This is a genomic window from Asticcacaulis sp. P2_B1, assembly GCF_056404915.1.
Genome location: NZ_JBFUDD010000004.1, coordinates 170,133 through 184,162, shown reverse-complemented (window position 1 = coordinate 184,162; position 14,030 = coordinate 170,133). Strand labels below are relative to the sequence as shown.

Here is a 14,030-nt window from a genome sequence, read left to right as displayed (position 1 = left end):
CCCGCGCCATCACACGCCGTCGGTCTCCGGGCCCAGGTTCGGTCGCGACGACAGGAAATCTATAAAGGTGCGGACCTTGGCGGAAAGATATTTCCGGCTGGGATAGACGGCGTGGAGCGTCGCCGTGAAGTTCACCTTGCCGGGCAGCACCGTCTCCAGCCGCCCCGCGGCGATATCCGGCTGGATCATCAGTTCCGGCAGAAAAACCAGCCCCATGCCCTCCAGCGCCGCCATATGCAGCATGGTCTCGTTCTCGCTGCGCATCACCGGCCTGAATTTCACTGTTTCCGGACCGTTCGGACCGTCGACGCTCAAGCTGCCGCTGGAATTCATACCGCTATACAACAGCAAGGCGTGGCCATTGAGATCGCCTGGCGCCGCCGGCCGGCCGGTGCGCAACAGATAGGCGGGCGAAGCCACGAGATGAAAAACGATCTTGGTCAGGGGGCGCGCGATAAGGCCGGGATCGAGTCTTTCCGGCGCCGTCGCTCGCAGGGCCAGGTCGAAGCCCTCGTCGACGAGATTGACGATCCGGCCGCTGAAATCCATGTCCAGGCACACATCCGGATAGCGTTGATGATATTCGGCCAGCATGCGCGCGACCAGGGTATTGGCGATCCACACCGGAGCGCTGAGCTTTAACGTGCCGCGCGGCGTTCCCGTAACCTGGCTGATGGCCGCTTCGACCTCGTCGAGCCCTTCGAGCATCTGCCGGGTTTGATTGAAATACAGCGTACCGGTTTCGGTCATGCTGACGTGGCGACTCGTCCGGTTGAACAATCGCGTACCCAGCCGGCTTTCCAGGCGCATCACATGTTTGCTCGCCATCGCCGGCGACAGGTCAAGCTGCTCTGCCGCGGCCGTGAAGCTTTTGAGCTCGGCCACGGCGCAGAAGACCCGCAGGCTGGTTAAGGTGTCCATGAATCATCAACATATAGGAAATGGTCCATCAATGTAAGGCACGTTGATCAACATGCGGGAAAGGTCGATTGTGCGGTCAACGTATCTTCCCGCTGCCCTGCAAGGACCAAACCGGTGACTCATTCTCGCCTCCCGACCTACTTCATCAGCCACGGCGGCGGTCCATGGCCGTACACGACCGGCGAATTCCGCCGCAATTTCGACCGGCTCGAGCAGTCGCTGGTCGACATGCGGACCGAGCTCGGCAACGCGCCCAAGGCCATCCTGGTGATATCGGGCCATTGGGAAGGCGAGGGCTTCACCGTCTCGTCCGGCGCCAGGCCGGGCATGACCTTCGACTATGTCGGCTTTCCGGAATACCTCTACCACATCACCTATGCCGCGCCGGGCTCGCCGGAACTTGCCGAGCGCGTGGAGCAGCTTTTGCACGCGGCGGGCCTTCCGGCGCAGCGAGATCCCGCCCGCGGTTTCGACCACGGCACGTTCAGCATCATGAAGCCGCTCTATCCCGACGAAGATATTCCCGTCGTCCAGCTGTCTCTCGACGCCGGCTACGATCCCGCGCTGCACCTTGCCGTCGGCAGGGCGCTGGCGCCCTTGCGCGATGAGGGCATCCTGATCGTCGGCAGCGGCCTCAGCTATCATAACCTGCGGGAAATTCGCGGCCCGGGCGGCTATGAACCCTCCCGCCGTTTCGACGCCTGGCTTCAGGAGACGCTCGTCCAGGGGGCGCCCGATGCCCGCACCCAGCGCCTGCTCGAGTGGGAGCAGGCGCCCTTCGCCCGCGCCGCCCACCCGCGCGAAGACCACCTCATCCCGTTGATGGTCGCCGTCGGCGCGGCCGAGGACGAACCGGGCGCCGTCACCTATCACCAGACCGATCTGTTCGGCGGGCTGACCGCCTCCAGCTTCCGCTTCGGCAGCTCTCCCGCCCATCCACCTGCCCATTGACCCCCCCCATCAGGAGCAAGACCATGTCAAACATCGAAAAGTGGACGCCGAGCGTCCTGGCCGTTTTGCGGATCGTGACAGCCCTGCTGTTTCTCGAACACGCGACCATGAAGTTCTTCCAATTCCCCGCGGCGATCCCTGGGGTAGCCTATCCCTTGCCCGCCATCATGCTCGCCGCCGGCGCAATCGAGGCGATCACCGGCCTGCTGTTGACCTTCGGTTATTTCACCCGTGTCGCCGCCTTCATCGCATCGGGCGAGATGGCCGCCGCCTACTGGATGGCCCATGCCCCGTCGGGCTTCTGGCCGGCCCTTAATATGGGCGAGCCCGCCATCCTGTTCTGTTTCATCTTCCTCTACCTGGCCTTTGCCGGCCCCGGCGCCTGGGCGCTCGATAACCTTCGCCGTGCCCGTCCCAACTGAGCCGCCCCCAAATCTCGCCCAGGCTTCTCGACCGGCAAACTCTGCGTATTTTTACAATAAACCCGGCATCTCGGGCTCTATAGTCTGTTCATCGCAACAGAAGCCAGAGCCCGATGAACCGCCGCCAATTTACCAGCTCCCTGGCCGTGACGGCCTTCCTGACCGGCGCCGGCGCCTCATCGGCCCATACCCAGGAGACCATGGCCATGACAAAGCCCGCACCCTTCCGCCTTTCGATTCCGGAAGACCAGCTTGCCGACCTGAAGACCCGCCTTCAACGCGCACGGTGGCCGGTTGAGCCCGACGGCGATAGCTGGGAACGCGGCATTCCCGGCAGCTATCTTCATCAACTCGCCGACCGGTGGGCGGCATTCGATTGGGCCAAACATGAGGCGGCCATCAATCGCTTCGACCAGGTTCTCTTCACGCACGACCACCAGGACATCCACGCCTTCCACATCCGTTCGCCCGAACCCGATGCAGTACCGCTTGTCCTGCTGCACGGCTGGCCGAGCTGTGGACTGGAATATCTGAAGATTTTTGACGCGCTGGCGGATCCTGTCGCCCATGGCGGCAAGGCTTCCGACGCTTTCCATGTGATCGCGCCGACCATGCCGGGTTTCGGGCTGTCGCCGGCCGCCACGACCCCCGGCTGGAACATGGCCAAGGTAGCCCAGGCGACCCTCTCGCTTGTCTCGGCCCTCGGCTACGACCGTTTTGCCGTTCATGGCACCGACATGGGTGCCGGCGTCGCGGGCCAGCTTGATACCCTCGCCGCGGGGCGTGTCATCGGCCTGCATACCGGAACGGACAGCGACACGGCCGTCGCCGTCGCCTCCTTCATGAAGGACGCCGCCTTGGCGCGAAGCGACCTGAGCGACGCGCAGAAAGCCGACCTTGCCCAGCGATTTGCCGGCATGGATAACCGCAACGGCTATCTCGCGATTCAATCGTCGCGACCCAAAACGCTCGGCTTTGCGCTTCATGATTCCCCAACGGGTCAGCTCGCCTGGATTGCGGAAAAATTCGCGGCCTGGACCGATCCGGATAAGGCGCTCATCGAAGACGCGGTCGACCTCGACCAGTTCCTGGCCATCGCCTCGACCTACTGGTTCGGCGGCGGAGGCGCGGGATCGGCCCATGCCATCTGGGAGAGCTTCAGGGCCATGGGTTGGGGTGCGCAGACAAGCACGCCGAAGGGGGTGATCGCGTTCAACGCCGACGACCTGACACGCCCGCTTCTGGATCCGCAAAACGCGCTGACCCACTGGACCTCCCGTTCCGATGGCGGTCATTTCCCGGCGATGGAATTGCCCGACGTGCTGGTGGCCGACCTGCGCTTGTTCTTTTCGACCATCAGGGGATAGATCATCTGCTGCTCGTCACCCCAAAACTTGCTAGAGGTAGTCCGCTCGGATCACCGCCGCAAAGGCCACAAATGTCATCTGATATTGCCCAAATACGCTGCCGTCACCAACGCCTGACCGGTGCCCCGCCGGCCTCCGCGGCCCAGGTCGTCGAGTGGTTCGGCGCGGTCCAGGCTCAGGATTTCGGCGCGTCTCTATGGGCCATCGGCCAGCGATCGCCGGGCTTGACCGCCGAAGACGTCACCCGCGCCATCGCGGACAAGCAGATTATCCGTACCTGGCCCATGCGCGGCACGATCCACTTCGTGCCGGCCGCCGATCTGCGCTGGATGCTCGACCTGACCGGTGCCCGCGAAAACGACCGCGTCCGCTCGCTTCTGCGTGGACTTGGCCACGGTCAAACGACCCTCGATCATGCCCGCAAGGCACTCGAATCCATCTTGAGCAACGGTCCCCTGACCAGGCCCGAAATCTATGCAGGGCTCGAGCAGGACGGAATCGCAACAGCCGACGGCGTGGGGATTCAGATTCTCAACTTCTGGGCCCAATCGGGTTTGATCTGCTTCGCCAAGCACCGCGGCAAACAACCGACCTTCGCGCTCCTGGACGACTGGCTGGCGCCGGCAAAGTCCAATACGCCCGACCGCGATATGGCGCTGAAGACCCTGGCGGAACGCTATTTCCGCAGCCACGGTCCCGCCACGGAAGCGGATTTCGCCTGGTGGTCAGGCCTTACCCTGACCGTGGCGCGTGAAGCCATCCGGTTGGCGGGCGAGGTGTTAGTTGAGCGCATGTTCAATGGCATGCCGTACCTGTCGCACGCCGAAAGCCAGCCCGGCCCATTTCCCGACGGTGATGTGCTGCGCCTCTTGTCGCCCTTCGATGAAATCCTCGTCGGCTATAAGGATCGCTCCGCCTACGATCTTCGCCCCGGCGCGCCGGACCCGGCGCTCAACCTTTTCGGCCCCACCATCCTGCTGAACGGTCGTCTCGCCGGTTCATGGAAAAAGACCCTCGGAGCAAAATCCGGCCGCGTCACGCTTGAAGCCGCCTCCGAAGCGGACCTACCCGCGACAACGCGCCTTGATGCCGAGATCGCCCGACTGGCGCACTTCTGGGGCATGCCGATGGTCGCAGCTTGACCAGGGGGAGATGTCAGATCTTGTGAACGGCCTCGAGATTCGAAGGCAGGGACCCCATGATTTTTTTGATGGATTTGACCATGTGCGGCTGGTCCGTAAAACCGAGCTCGGCCGCAACGGCCGCCGGCTTGTCACCGGCCTTCAGCCGCCGCACAGCCTCCTGCGCACGGCGGATCAACTGAAAATCCTGTTGGGTGATGCCGGTGACCCTCTTGAAATGTGCCTGGACGGATCGCTTCGACGCGGCCTTTGGCTGTGCGGTAAAGGCCTTGGCGACCAGGTCGTCGGATTGCAGCAGATTGGCTTCCAACATCTTATCGGTGAGTTGTTCGGCGTTGAGAAAGCTCGGCAAGGGCAGTTCCACGCCATGAAGCACAAAACTGTCCTCGCCCATCGGCAGAAATCGCAACCCGCCATTGGCCGGCGTCGGCTTGTCCTGCGTGACATAGACATGGGCGGCGAATGAGATGACAACGGCGTGCTCGCCGGCAACATAAGGCACGTCGATGGGTTCCTTGCCCTGTCCGGTCAGGAAGATAACGGGTGGCCCATCGGGAGTCACCCTGTAAATGAGGTCCCACGACCCATCGGGTGTCGCCCGGTAGACGCCGTCTGTCAGACACACGGTCTGCCAAACCGCATCGATCCACGGATGGGAAGAACTACGTCGTGAGTGCTTTTGGGTCATGGCCCATCTGTTATCAGTAAGTCATATCCCGGATCAAACTGGAACGCCGCTCAATCGAGCCGCTGCAGCTCTATATTGCGGAACTCGATCTGCTGGCCTTCCGCCTGCAGCGCGATATAGCCCTGACCCAGTTGAAGCGCGCCACCTGCCGCGGCGATCAAGGGCTTGGCGTCGTTGTCTTCCGGGTCCAACTCGGCCGCGGAATAGTGCAATACCGCCTTGCCGTCGACGAAATGAGTGATCTCGCCGCTGGGCAGAACCTCGATTTCACCCTGCGTCCACTGCCCCACCGGCAGCAGCGGTGAAGACGACAGAATGCAGTGGCGCGGGTCGCGCTTGCCGTCGACCACGACGGTCGTGCCCGGGGTGCAGAGATTGCCGGTCGGCTCTTGCTCGGGACGCGGAACGCCCAGGATTTGAAATTCCAGGCTGACGGGAAAGGCCTGTTCGCGGCGCATGGTTTCGGGCGCCTGGGCATGAATCATTACGCCCGAATTGCTGACCTCCCATACTTTGACATCCGGCAAGGCGTCGCCGAACAGGCGGTATTCGAAGCGAATGCGATAGGCGTGCAGCGGCTCTTTCCAGAACAGATGGCCGTATTCCGCGCCGAACTTGTTGTTGTAATTGGCATACGAGACCCGGATGACACCATCCTCAACGACAAAGGTGTGCAGCGGGTCCTCGCCCACCGCGTGGCCGGCGATCTTCGGCGTCCATCCGTTCAGCGTCTTGCCGTCGAAGATGGGCTCCCACTTGGCTTCCGGCGCGGGCGCCGCGCCCATCAACGCAAAACTCAGAGCAAGACACGGGAGGATCAGGATTTTCATGGTATCTCCTGGGTTGGCGTACGGCCCAACCTTCCTGATAGCGCGAATCCGCTGCGGAAGCACCTGTTTCCGCCAAAGGCGCTGCCGCTTCAGAGCGGATCAGGGCCCTGCCTTTGTTCGTGGACCAATCAGCCCTTGGGCAGCCACACCACAAGCTCGTAGCGGCCCCAATAGTCCTCGTACTGAGCCCCTTCACCGAAATCGCCGCTGGGCTTGAACAGGATATCGATGCGTGTGCCGTCTCTCCATCCCGCCCACAGACGCCGGACCTTCTTACGATCCCTCAAGCCGGTATACTGATCCACCAACGCCATGCCGGGGGATAATCGCCTTATGCTTTGGAAATGCAAAGGCGTTGGCTATAATCTGGAGCGCATTCTGACTGCCCACGCTGTCTCCCTGGCCATTGCGTGGGATGTGGGGGGCTGGTCTGGGGCGCCGGCGCACTCAATGCCGGTCCGCAACCTATCTGCTTGGTCGTCGATCTCTTTGAAGGGCCGTTCGCCAGCACCTGAAATACCCTATCTCCTGAAACGCGAGCTTTTGTTACTCCTCCAGGAATGCCGCCAATTCCTCGGGTGTGCCGTGAGGAAATGACTCTCTTAAATGGTCCAGGAAAGCCGAGACACGTGAGCTTAGAAGCCGCCGCGACGGGTATAAGGTCCACAGGGCAATTTCCGGCAAGTCGGCATCGCCCCAGTGGACGAGCCTTCCGCTGTCTATATCCTGGCTCACGAGAGAGATGGGAAGGCGGGCGATGCCGGCGCCCGCGCGTACCGCGTCCCTGACCATGATCATCCCCGACATGCGTATCACCGGATTGACCGGCAGTTTAGACGGGCCGGTTGCGGTTATCACGTCCCAAATATTCGACTGCGGCCCCAAGCCGCGTAGGATGGCCGGGACGGGTTGGTTATGCGCCGGTCGCGGCAGATCCGGGCTGGCTACGACGACCTGACGATCACGAAGAAAGACCCGGCCCACAAGGCTTTCATCCGGGCTCGGATTGACCCTGATGACCAGGTCGTATCCTTCCTCGACCATATCCACGACTCTATCCTCGGTCGTGACTTCCAGTTGGACTTCCGGATATTTCAGCGCGAATTTGGCGGCAAGCTTACCCATCGCGGTTTGTGAGAACAGCAGCGGCGCGCTTATACGCAGTCTGCCGCGGGGGCGGTCGCCGCCCGAGGCGATAGCGACCGCTGTCTCGTCGAGGTCGGTCAACAGGGCGGCCGTTCTCTCGAAAAGCTGCCGTCCTTCCTCGGTCAGTTTCAGCGTGCGGCCGCCGCGTTCGAACAGCCGCAAACCAAGACTGCTTTCCAGGTCGGCGACCCGGCGCGACAGGGTGGCCTTCGGGCGCCCGGCCGCTCGTGCTGCCCGTCCGAACCCGCCGTGCTTGGCGACAAGGTTGAAATCAGCGAGCGCCAGCAGATCCATGTGTTCCATCCATGAGACGATGTGTCCAAATATATCGCCTATCGGATCATGTGTGAACCATTAAATGACGGGGTGTCAGCAACTTTGAAATGGAGACTTTCCAATGACTATTCTTGTTACAGGCGCTACCGGCCGCGTTGGCCGTCAGGTCGTCGATCAACTTCTGGCGCGCGGCGCCACTGTGCGCGCCCTCGTCCGGGATCCTCAGAAGGCCAATTTTGCGGCCGGTGTGGAGGTCGTGCAAGGCGACCTGCTCGACATCGACTCGCTTCGCAAGGCTTTCCAGGGCGTTTCGGCCCTCTTTCTCCTGAACGCGGTGGCGGCCGACGAGTTCACCCAGGCGCTCATCACCCTCAATATTGCCAAGGAAATGGGTGTCGACCGCGTGGTTTATGTCTCGGTCATCCACAGCGACAGGTTCGTGAACGTGCCGCACTTCGCGGTCAAGGCCGGCGCGGAGCGCATGCTCGAACAGATGGGGTTTAATGCCACCATCCTGCGTCCGGCCTATTTCATCGACAACGACCACATGATCAAGGACGTCATTTTGAATTATGGCGTCTATCCCATGCCGATCGGCGGCAAAGGCGTGGCCATGGTTGACGCCCGGGACATCGCGGAGGTCGCCGCCATAGAACTGATCCGCCGCGAAAGGGCCCCTGCAGGCCTGCCGATCGATACGATCAACCTGGTCGGACCCGACACACTGACCGGTTCGGATATCGCGAGCCTATGGTCTGAAGTCCTGGATCGCCCGGTCGCCTACGGCGGTGACGATCCGTCGGGCTTCGAACAGAACCTGGCGACCTTCATGCCGAAGTGGATGGCCTATGAAATGCGTCTGATGGCGGAGCGCTTTGCCACCGACGGCATGATCCCGGAAGCCGGTGACCGCGACCGGCTCACCCAACTGCTGGGCCGCCCGCTGCATGCCTACCGTGCCTTCGCGAGCCAAATCGCCGAGGCGGCCAATCAGCCGGCCTGACCGGAACAGATGCTCAACCGCAAAAAAGGACCAAGACCATGATCTATTCAACAGCAATCGTCCCGGTCAATCCGGAAGGCCAGGCGCCTCTCACCCGTTCGCAAGTGTGGGCCGGGCTGGTATGGAAGGCCCGCGACGCCCGCCTGTTTCTGCCGCCCAATCTGTGCACCCGCTGCGATGTCGTCGAGGAAAGCGCGACGCACATCGTGCGCGAGGCCACCATCGCGGGGACGGACCTGCGCGAAATCATCACCTTCGAGCCCGAAAGCAAGGTGACCTTCTTCCAGGCGACCGGGCCACGCGAAGGCGCCATTATCAACGAACTGTTCGAAGACACGAACGGCACGCTGCAACTCCGGTTCTACTGCTTCCTCGGCCTGCGCGACAAGCAACCCGGAGGCCCGGAAGAACAGGCGGAACAGACGCTGTTCGACAGTGATAACGGCTACAAGGCGGCGCTGATGTCGACGCTGAAGCGGACGCGCGAGCTACTTGCCGAGGGCAAACTTTAGGTTGGCCGGCGCGCGGGATATCCAATGGGGTGTCCCGCGCGGCTTGGGTAAAGGCACCGCCTTGGTGGAGCGTTTCGGTGGCGCCTTACTAATTGCATATATTCCTTCCGTCGTTGGCCGTAATTGACTCGTCCGAAAAACCTGCTTCAGTAATCCACCGAAACTAAGGGGGAAACAACATGGCATGGTTCGCGGGCGCGCTGATAGCTACAGCCCTGATTAGCCGCCTTGTGCTTTGGATATGTAAGGGCATGGGCGATAACCTGGAACGCATCCTGATCGCCCACGCTGTCTCCCTGGCCATTATGTGGGTCGTCGCGGCCTTCGGCTTTGCCAATGGCGGCCCTCTGGCCTGGGGCGCCGGTGCGCTTTATGCAGGTCCGCAACTTATCTGCATGGTCGTCGATCTTTTCGCCTTGAAGGGCCGAAAGGTCAAGGCCGCCGAAGCCAAGGCCAATCCTCCGCCCGAACGCCTGCAAAGCTTGAAAGACTGGGACTGACGCAAAGCGCCGCCTTTACGGCTTCGCCACACCCGGACACCTCAGCATACTCGCATAGATCCGCCAACCGGCCACGGCCTCGTCGCGTTCGCGGTCCGAACCGCCGTTATAGATAAAATTGAAGCTGTCCCAGGTGATCTGATTGAGCACCGCGGCGAGAGCATCGACGATGGTGTCGGGTCCGTAGAGGCGTTGTGGTTCGAAGGCATCGGGGGACGTATTGACCAATGCCATAGCCGGGTCTGCCAATTTGCGCCGGTCGTCCATTTGCGCAATGATGGCCGGAACAGCATCCATGCCGAGCGCCTCCAGCTTGGCGAAAACGGCCTGCTGCCTGTCGTAAGCATCCTTGTCCAAGGTCCTGATCGCAGCCAACTGCGTAATCAATTGCTGCACCTCGGCATAATGCGGCAAAGCCGTATCTGGCTGCCACGCTGCCAGGACGGTAGCCTGGCGGGCAATTTCGCTCCGCGCGGCGTCCACATTGTCCGGTGTTATCGGCTGCAAGGAGTCGTTCCCCGCAAAATAGAAGCGTTGCTGAACATCGCTTTCGGGACGGACGAGGAACATGAGCGACGGCCGGCCGGCGGCATCGTCGAGGTCGGCTTTGGTCGGCACATTGTCATCGGCAATATAGGACCGCACAACGACCGGCGCCGGGGACGGCCCACCCTTTATCCAGGCAATGTCCCTTACAGGCATATCGAGATAGTCTTCCTTGACAGCCGCGACCTGGTCCGGTGTTACCTGCGGCGCACCCGTCAAGATATAGGGCGCATGCGCAACCAGCACGGCCAGTCTAAGGTCCGCCGGACAGGTCGCCGCCGTCGCCATACCGGCCCAACTTGCGAAAGTCAGCGCGACAAGTCCATACAATACCCGCATATCATCCCCCATTTGGCGCAGCGCCGACAAGCCGCGACAGCAACGGTTGCAGGCCGTCCAGCAATGCCTCGCCGTCATCGCCCTCGAACTCGGCGATTTCCAGCCCCAAAACCTCGCCGCGCGCCAGAACCTCCATACATGCCCCTAAACCCTCGAACGTCAAACCGTCGGGCGCCGTATATTCGGTCGGCACCAAACCCGGTTCCAGCACGTCGCAATCCAGGTGGATATAGACCGGACGGCCGGCGATCATCGCCTCCAACTCGGCCGCCGTATCCGGCCCGACCGCGATATGCCCAATCCGGCCGGCATCGATCAGCGCCTGTTCATACGGATCGATATCCCGCGCCCCGACCAGGATGACATTGCCCATGTCCAACCCGCTGCCGTGACCGCTGTCCCACAAACCGGCGGCGCCCGACAACACCATGCCGCCGAGATAACCCGTGCTCGAAGAAGCCGGCGTATTGCTGTCGGCATGGGCGTCGAACCACACGATAGCCGCGTCGGGATGGTGCCGGGCGATGACCGGCAAGGTGGCGACCGAAGCGGCACAGCGCGCCGCGGTCAGGATCGACGTCTGGCCGGCGCCTTGAACGCGATCCAACGCTTCCGCCAACCGGCGAAGATCCTCTCCACCGGCCTCTAAAGCCGCCGTCCAATCCGTGGCATAGCTGTACGGCGCCTCGCCCACCGGCACGGCTTGCACCGGATATTGCGCCGCGATGGCTGCCCCCAGCGCTTTGGCGCCGCCGATCCCGCGCGGATTGCGGTCCGAAACGCTGCCTTCGAAGACGATAAGTCGGGCTGAGATGGTCATGGGAGCTCCTGACGTGTTGCCGAACGTTTTGCCGTCAACCCGGCGACGGTGCAAGGGGCCGATTTACCTGGTCGTCCAGCACCTTGCAAAGGATGACATTAACATGCCCTTCAGGCCAGCCATCGAAGGCCGCCATCCGCGTAAAGCCCGCTTTTTCATACATGCCCGGCGCCTGAAAGTCATGACTGGCCACCCAGATACGCCCCACACCACGGGACCGGGCCTCCGTCTCGAAAGCCTCGAGCAGGACCCGACCGTAACCGCGGCCGCGACTGTCAGCTTCGACCCACATCTGTTTCAATTCCGCGATGCCCGACCAGGAATAGCCTGCCGCAATGCCGGTAATCCGGCCGGTTGCATCGCGGATGACGAAGCCAAGGCCCTGCGCATCGCGTCGTCCTGTCGCCAGGCTGTTGTGGTCGTAAAGCCGGTCTTCGATTGCGTCGATCTCGTCCGCAGTCAGGTCGTGCCGCGCTTCGACGGGCGGGATCATCTGGCGCCCTCCATACGCATCACGTACGGCAAGGCTTCATCGTCGACATGACCGCCGATGCGTGCGTAAAAAGCCTTGGCCGTAGCGTTGTGCCGCCATACCTCCCAACCTAGCTTGACCGCGCCCTTTGCTCCGGCCCGGGCCGCGACTTCGCCCATCAATGCCGCGCCGACACCACGACCGCGCGCCGACGGATCGATGACCAGATCGCTGATATAGGCCCGTGCCTCGGCGCTGTAGAGCTCATGGGTCAGTATCCATGACACCATCCCCAAAACGCGCGTACCGGCGACGGCCAGCAGCAATTGCATCGGCGCGCCTGAGGCCAGATAAAACTGTTCGAACTGCCGCGGCGACAGGGCAGGCGCATCCGCCTCGATATGGCTGGCCAATTGGCAAGCCAGGTTCAGTACGGCGGCGAAATCGGTCGCAGCGGCCCGCCGGAAAGCCAATTTTTCGTCCATTTGTCCGCTCCAAGCCACCTTTAACCGTGTCTGAATACGTCCGAAAGGCGCCGCGGGTTACAGACAAGGCTGTCGGTACGGACCATTTTATGCCATGAAAGGGCAGGGCGCCGCCGCCAAGGCGGGATTTAACCCGCAATAGGGCGCCATTTCAGGGACCGGAGCGACTCATATGCCAACCAAAATCCGCCTAACTATCAATGTTAGCGCTACCTTTGCGCTCCTGACCGCACTGTTTTGCGCCCCAACCAACGCCCAACCCACCAGTTTCCCCGGCGACGGCGCCGGCGCTTACAAAACCCATACCTACCATAACCTGTTCAATGAGCGCCTCGGCCACACCCCGGCCGAAACCAAGGCCCGTATCGACACGGCCTTCCAACAATTGTTCCACGGCGACGGCCAGGAACAGCGCATCTATTTCGAAACCGGCGCCAATGCCGACGGCACCCTGGCCTATGTTACCGACTGGGCCAACAACGATGCCCGCAGCGAAGGCATGAGCTACGGCATGATGATCGCCGTGCAGTTGGACAAGAAGCGTGAATTCGACGCCCTGTGGAACTGGGCCCACACCTATATGCTGACCACCGATCCGCAAAACCCGTCGCTTGGCTATTTCGCCTGGTCGATGGGGACGGACGGCAGCCCGCGCGCCACCGGCGCCGCCCCCGACGGCGAAGAATATTTCGTCATGGCCCTCTATTTCGCCGCTCACCGCTGGGGTAACGGCCAGGGAATCTATGATTATCAGGCCGAAGCCGACAAGATATTGCGCGGCATGCGCCACCATGCGCTCCTGACCGGCACTACGCCCTTCCGCATCCACCCCGAAGACCCGCCCTTCGTCGAGCCCGACCAACCCTGGCCCAGCCCGAATAATCGCACGGCCGCTGCCCAGGCCGCCAAGGACGGCAAGCCCTGGCCGCCTTACCATCCCAGCCATAGCCCGCACACCGTCACGGTCGGCCCGATGGTCGACGAAGACCACGCCATGGTGCGTTTCGTCCCCGAAACCAACATCCCGGGCAGCGACGCTTCCTATCACCTGCCGGCCTTTTACGAGCTGTGGGCGCGCTGGGGACCGGTCGAGGACCGTGCCTTCTGGGCGCGCGCCGCCGACGTCAGCCGCGACTTTTTCACCGAGGTGACCGGGCCGGAGACCGGTTTGGCGCCCGACCGCAGCCTGTTCGACGGCACCCCGGCCATCGGCTGGGACGGCCAACCCAGTCAATTCGGCTACGACGCCTGGCGCGTCGCCAGCAACTGGTCCGTCGACTATAGCTGGTGGGACAAGGATGCCCGCGAACCGGTCTTGAGCCAGCGCATCCAGGGCTTTCTCTATAAACAGGGCATAGATGACTTCGCCGATCGCTACACCCTGGACGGCAAGCCCCTGTCCGACCGCCACTCGACCGGCATGCTGGCCGCCACAGCCGTCGCCGGCCTCGCCGCCGGACAAAACCCGGCGTCGGACGCCTTCCTGCAAAAGCTGTGGGACGCGCCCGTGCCCGCCGGCGAGCAGCGCTATTTCGACGGCATGGTCTACCTGATGAGCCTGATGCACCTCAGCGGTGAATTTCGCATCATCGAGCCGCGGAAATAGGTGA

The 14,030-nt window shown here is 62.3% G+C and carries 17 protein-coding genes; 8 read left to right on the top strand and 9 right to left on the bottom strand.

Features of this window, described 5'->3' with window-relative positions:
• Nucleotides 1–9: 9 nt before the first annotated feature.
• Nucleotides 10–921 carry a LysR family transcriptional regulator gene (locus AC1DX3_RS12785; RefSeq protein ID WP_476989686.1) on the bottom strand — a complete coding sequence of 304 codons (912 nt, stop codon included), beginning with the start codon at nt 919–921 and terminating at the stop codon, nt 10–12.
• Between the two features lie 114 nt (nt 922–1,035).
• Here AC1DX3_RS12785 and AC1DX3_RS12780 point away from each other — a divergent pair, with 114 nt between their 5' ends.
• From AC1DX3_RS12780 to AC1DX3_RS12765, 4 genes are all read left to right on the top strand, one after another.
• Complete coding sequence (locus AC1DX3_RS12780) at nt 1,036–1,872, top strand: DODA-type extradiol aromatic ring-opening family dioxygenase (RefSeq protein WP_476989685.1); 837 nt, start codon at nt 1,036–1,038, stop codon at nt 1,870–1,872.
• Nucleotides 1,873–1,895: 23 nt separating this feature from the next.
• Nucleotides 1,896–2,294, top strand: coding sequence for a DoxX family protein (locus tag AC1DX3_RS12775; RefSeq protein ID WP_476989684.1), 399 nt, complete (start codon nt 1,896–1,898; stop codon nt 2,292–2,294).
• Between the two features lie 113 nt (nt 2,295–2,407).
• Nucleotides 2,408–3,661 (top strand): epoxide hydrolase family protein, encoded by a 1,254-nt coding sequence (locus AC1DX3_RS12770; RefSeq protein WP_476989683.1) that lies wholly within the window; start codon nt 2,408–2,410, stop codon nt 3,659–3,661.
• A 71-nt stretch (nt 3,662–3,732) separates the two neighbouring features.
• A complete protein-coding gene (locus AC1DX3_RS12765; RefSeq protein ID WP_476989682.1) occupies nt 3,733–4,803 on the top strand; it encodes a winged helix DNA-binding domain-containing protein in 1,071 nt (356 codons plus the stop codon).
• A gap of 13 nt (nt 4,804–4,816) precedes the next feature.
• Here the strand turns inward: AC1DX3_RS12765 and AC1DX3_RS12760 are convergent, their stop codons facing one another.
• The 4 genes from AC1DX3_RS12760 to AC1DX3_RS12745 all read right to left on the bottom strand — a co-directional run bounded on the left by AC1DX3_RS12760 (nt 4,817) and on the right by AC1DX3_RS12745 (nt 7,761).
• Nucleotides 4,817–5,491 carry a helix-turn-helix domain-containing protein gene (locus AC1DX3_RS12760; RefSeq protein ID WP_476989681.1) on the bottom strand — a complete coding sequence of 225 codons (675 nt, stop codon included), beginning with the start codon at nt 5,489–5,491 and terminating at the stop codon, nt 4,817–4,819.
• Between the two features lie 50 nt (nt 5,492–5,541).
• Nucleotides 5,542–6,321 carry a 3-keto-disaccharide hydrolase gene (locus tag AC1DX3_RS12755; RefSeq protein WP_476989680.1) on the bottom strand — a complete coding sequence of 260 codons (780 nt, stop codon included), beginning with the start codon at nt 6,319–6,321 and terminating at the stop codon, nt 5,542–5,544.
• A 128-nt stretch (nt 6,322–6,449) separates the two neighbouring features.
• A complete protein-coding gene (locus tag AC1DX3_RS12750; protein ID WP_476989679.1) occupies nt 6,450–6,635 on the bottom strand; it encodes a hypothetical protein in 186 nt (61 codons plus the stop codon).
• Nucleotides 6,636–6,867: 232 nt separating this feature from the next.
• Entirely contained in the window at nt 6,868–7,761 is an 894-nt protein-coding gene (locus AC1DX3_RS12745) for a LysR family transcriptional regulator (protein WP_476989678.1), read from the bottom strand.
• A gap of 103 nt (nt 7,762–7,864) precedes the next feature.
• On the opposite strand from AC1DX3_RS12745, the gene AC1DX3_RS12740 reads away from it, so the two are divergent.
• The 3 genes from AC1DX3_RS12740 to AC1DX3_RS12730 all read left to right on the top strand — a co-directional run bounded on the left by AC1DX3_RS12740 (nt 7,865) and on the right by AC1DX3_RS12730 (nt 9,758).
• Nucleotides 7,865–8,746, top strand: a complete 882-nt coding sequence (locus AC1DX3_RS12740; protein ID WP_476989677.1) for an SDR family oxidoreductase — start codon at nt 7,865–7,867, stop codon at nt 8,744–8,746.
• 38 nt (nt 8,747–8,784) lie between these two features.
• On the top strand, nt 8,785–9,258 hold the full coding sequence (locus tag AC1DX3_RS12735) for an AtaL-like protein (protein ID WP_476989676.1): 474 nt from the start codon (nt 8,785–8,787) through the stop codon (nt 9,256–9,258).
• 251 nt (nt 9,259–9,509) lie between these two features.
• Nucleotides 9,510–9,758 carry a hypothetical protein gene (locus AC1DX3_RS12730; protein ID WP_476989675.1) on the top strand — a complete coding sequence of 83 codons (249 nt, stop codon included), beginning with the start codon at nt 9,510–9,512 and terminating at the stop codon, nt 9,756–9,758.
• Between the two features lie 15 nt (nt 9,759–9,773).
• Here the strand turns inward: AC1DX3_RS12730 and AC1DX3_RS12725 are convergent, their stop codons facing one another.
• Genes AC1DX3_RS12725 through AC1DX3_RS12710 form a run of 4 tightly spaced genes read right to left on the bottom strand, consistent with a single transcriptional unit; the run spans nt 9,774 to nt 12,420 of the window.
• Nucleotides 9,774–10,643, bottom strand: coding sequence for a hypothetical protein (locus AC1DX3_RS12725; RefSeq protein WP_476989674.1), 870 nt, complete (start codon nt 10,641–10,643; stop codon nt 9,774–9,776).
• A gap of 1 nt (nt 10,644) precedes the next feature.
• Complete coding sequence (locus AC1DX3_RS12720; RefSeq protein ID WP_476989673.1) at nt 10,645–11,463, bottom strand: arginase family protein; 819 nt, start codon at nt 11,461–11,463, stop codon at nt 10,645–10,647.
• A gap of 34 nt (nt 11,464–11,497) precedes the next feature.
• Entirely contained in the window at nt 11,498–11,956 is a 459-nt protein-coding gene (locus tag AC1DX3_RS12715; protein ID WP_476989672.1) for a GNAT family N-acetyltransferase, read from the bottom strand.
• On the bottom strand, nt 11,953–12,420 hold the full coding sequence (locus tag AC1DX3_RS12710) for a GNAT family N-acetyltransferase (RefSeq protein WP_476989671.1): 468 nt from the start codon (nt 12,418–12,420) through the stop codon (nt 11,953–11,955). The genes AC1DX3_RS12715 and AC1DX3_RS12710 overlap by 4 nt, the downstream gene beginning before the upstream one ends.
• 172 nt (nt 12,421–12,592) lie before the next feature.
• Between AC1DX3_RS12710 and AC1DX3_RS12705 the strand changes: the two genes are divergently transcribed.
• Entirely contained in the window at nt 12,593–14,026 is a 1,434-nt protein-coding gene (locus AC1DX3_RS12705) for a family 8 glycosyl hydrolase (protein ID WP_476989670.1), read from the top strand.
• The last annotated feature ends 4 nt before the right edge of the window (nt 14,027–14,030 follow it).

Excerpts from the sequence above, each read along its gene's own strand:
- AC1DX3_RS12785 (WP_476989686.1), bottom strand. The coding sequence starts at position 921 with ATGGACACCTTAACCAGCCTGCGGGTCTTCTGCGCCGTGGCCGAGCTC.
- AC1DX3_RS12775 (WP_476989684.1), top strand. The coding sequence starts at position 1,896 with ATGTCAAACATCGAAAAGTGGACGCCGAGCGTCCTGGCCGTTTTGCGG.
- AC1DX3_RS12770 (WP_476989683.1), top strand. The coding sequence starts at position 2,408 with ATGAACCGCCGCCAATTTACCAGCTCCCTGGCCGTGACGGCCTTCCTG.
- AC1DX3_RS12765 (WP_476989682.1), top strand. The coding sequence starts at position 3,733 with ATGTCATCTGATATTGCCCAAATACGCTGCCGTCACCAACGCCTGACC.
- AC1DX3_RS12760 (WP_476989681.1), bottom strand. The coding sequence starts at position 5,491 with ATGACCCAAAAGCACTCACGACGTAGTTCTTCCCATCCGTGGATCGAT.
- AC1DX3_RS12755 (WP_476989680.1), bottom strand. The coding sequence starts at position 6,321 with ATGAAAATCCTGATCCTCCCGTGTCTTGCTCTGAGTTTTGCGTTGATG.
- AC1DX3_RS12750 (WP_476989679.1), bottom strand. The coding sequence starts at position 6,635 with ATGGCGTTGGTGGATCAGTATACCGGCTTGAGGGATCGTAAGAAGGTC.
- AC1DX3_RS12745 (WP_476989678.1), bottom strand. The coding sequence starts at position 7,761 with ATGGATCTGCTGGCGCTCGCTGATTTCAACCTTGTCGCCAAGCACGGC.
- AC1DX3_RS12740 (WP_476989677.1), top strand. The coding sequence starts at position 7,865 with ATGACTATTCTTGTTACAGGCGCTACCGGCCGCGTTGGCCGTCAGGTC.
- AC1DX3_RS12735 (WP_476989676.1), top strand. The coding sequence starts at position 8,785 with ATGATCTATTCAACAGCAATCGTCCCGGTCAATCCGGAAGGCCAGGCG.
- AC1DX3_RS12730 (WP_476989675.1), top strand. The coding sequence starts at position 9,510 with ATGGGCGATAACCTGGAACGCATCCTGATCGCCCACGCTGTCTCCCTG.
- AC1DX3_RS12725 (WP_476989674.1), bottom strand. The coding sequence starts at position 10,643 with ATGCGGGTATTGTATGGACTTGTCGCGCTGACTTTCGCAAGTTGGGCC.
- AC1DX3_RS12720 (WP_476989673.1), bottom strand. The coding sequence starts at position 11,463 with ATGACCATCTCAGCCCGACTTATCGTCTTCGAAGGCAGCGTTTCGGAC.
- AC1DX3_RS12715 (WP_476989672.1), bottom strand. The coding sequence starts at position 11,956 with ATGATCCCGCCCGTCGAAGCGCGGCACGACCTGACTGCGGACGAGATC.
- AC1DX3_RS12710 (WP_476989671.1), bottom strand. The coding sequence starts at position 12,420 with ATGGACGAAAAATTGGCTTTCCGGCGGGCCGCTGCGACCGATTTCGCC.
- AC1DX3_RS12705 (WP_476989670.1), top strand. The coding sequence starts at position 12,593 with ATGCCAACCAAAATCCGCCTAACTATCAATGTTAGCGCTACCTTTGCG.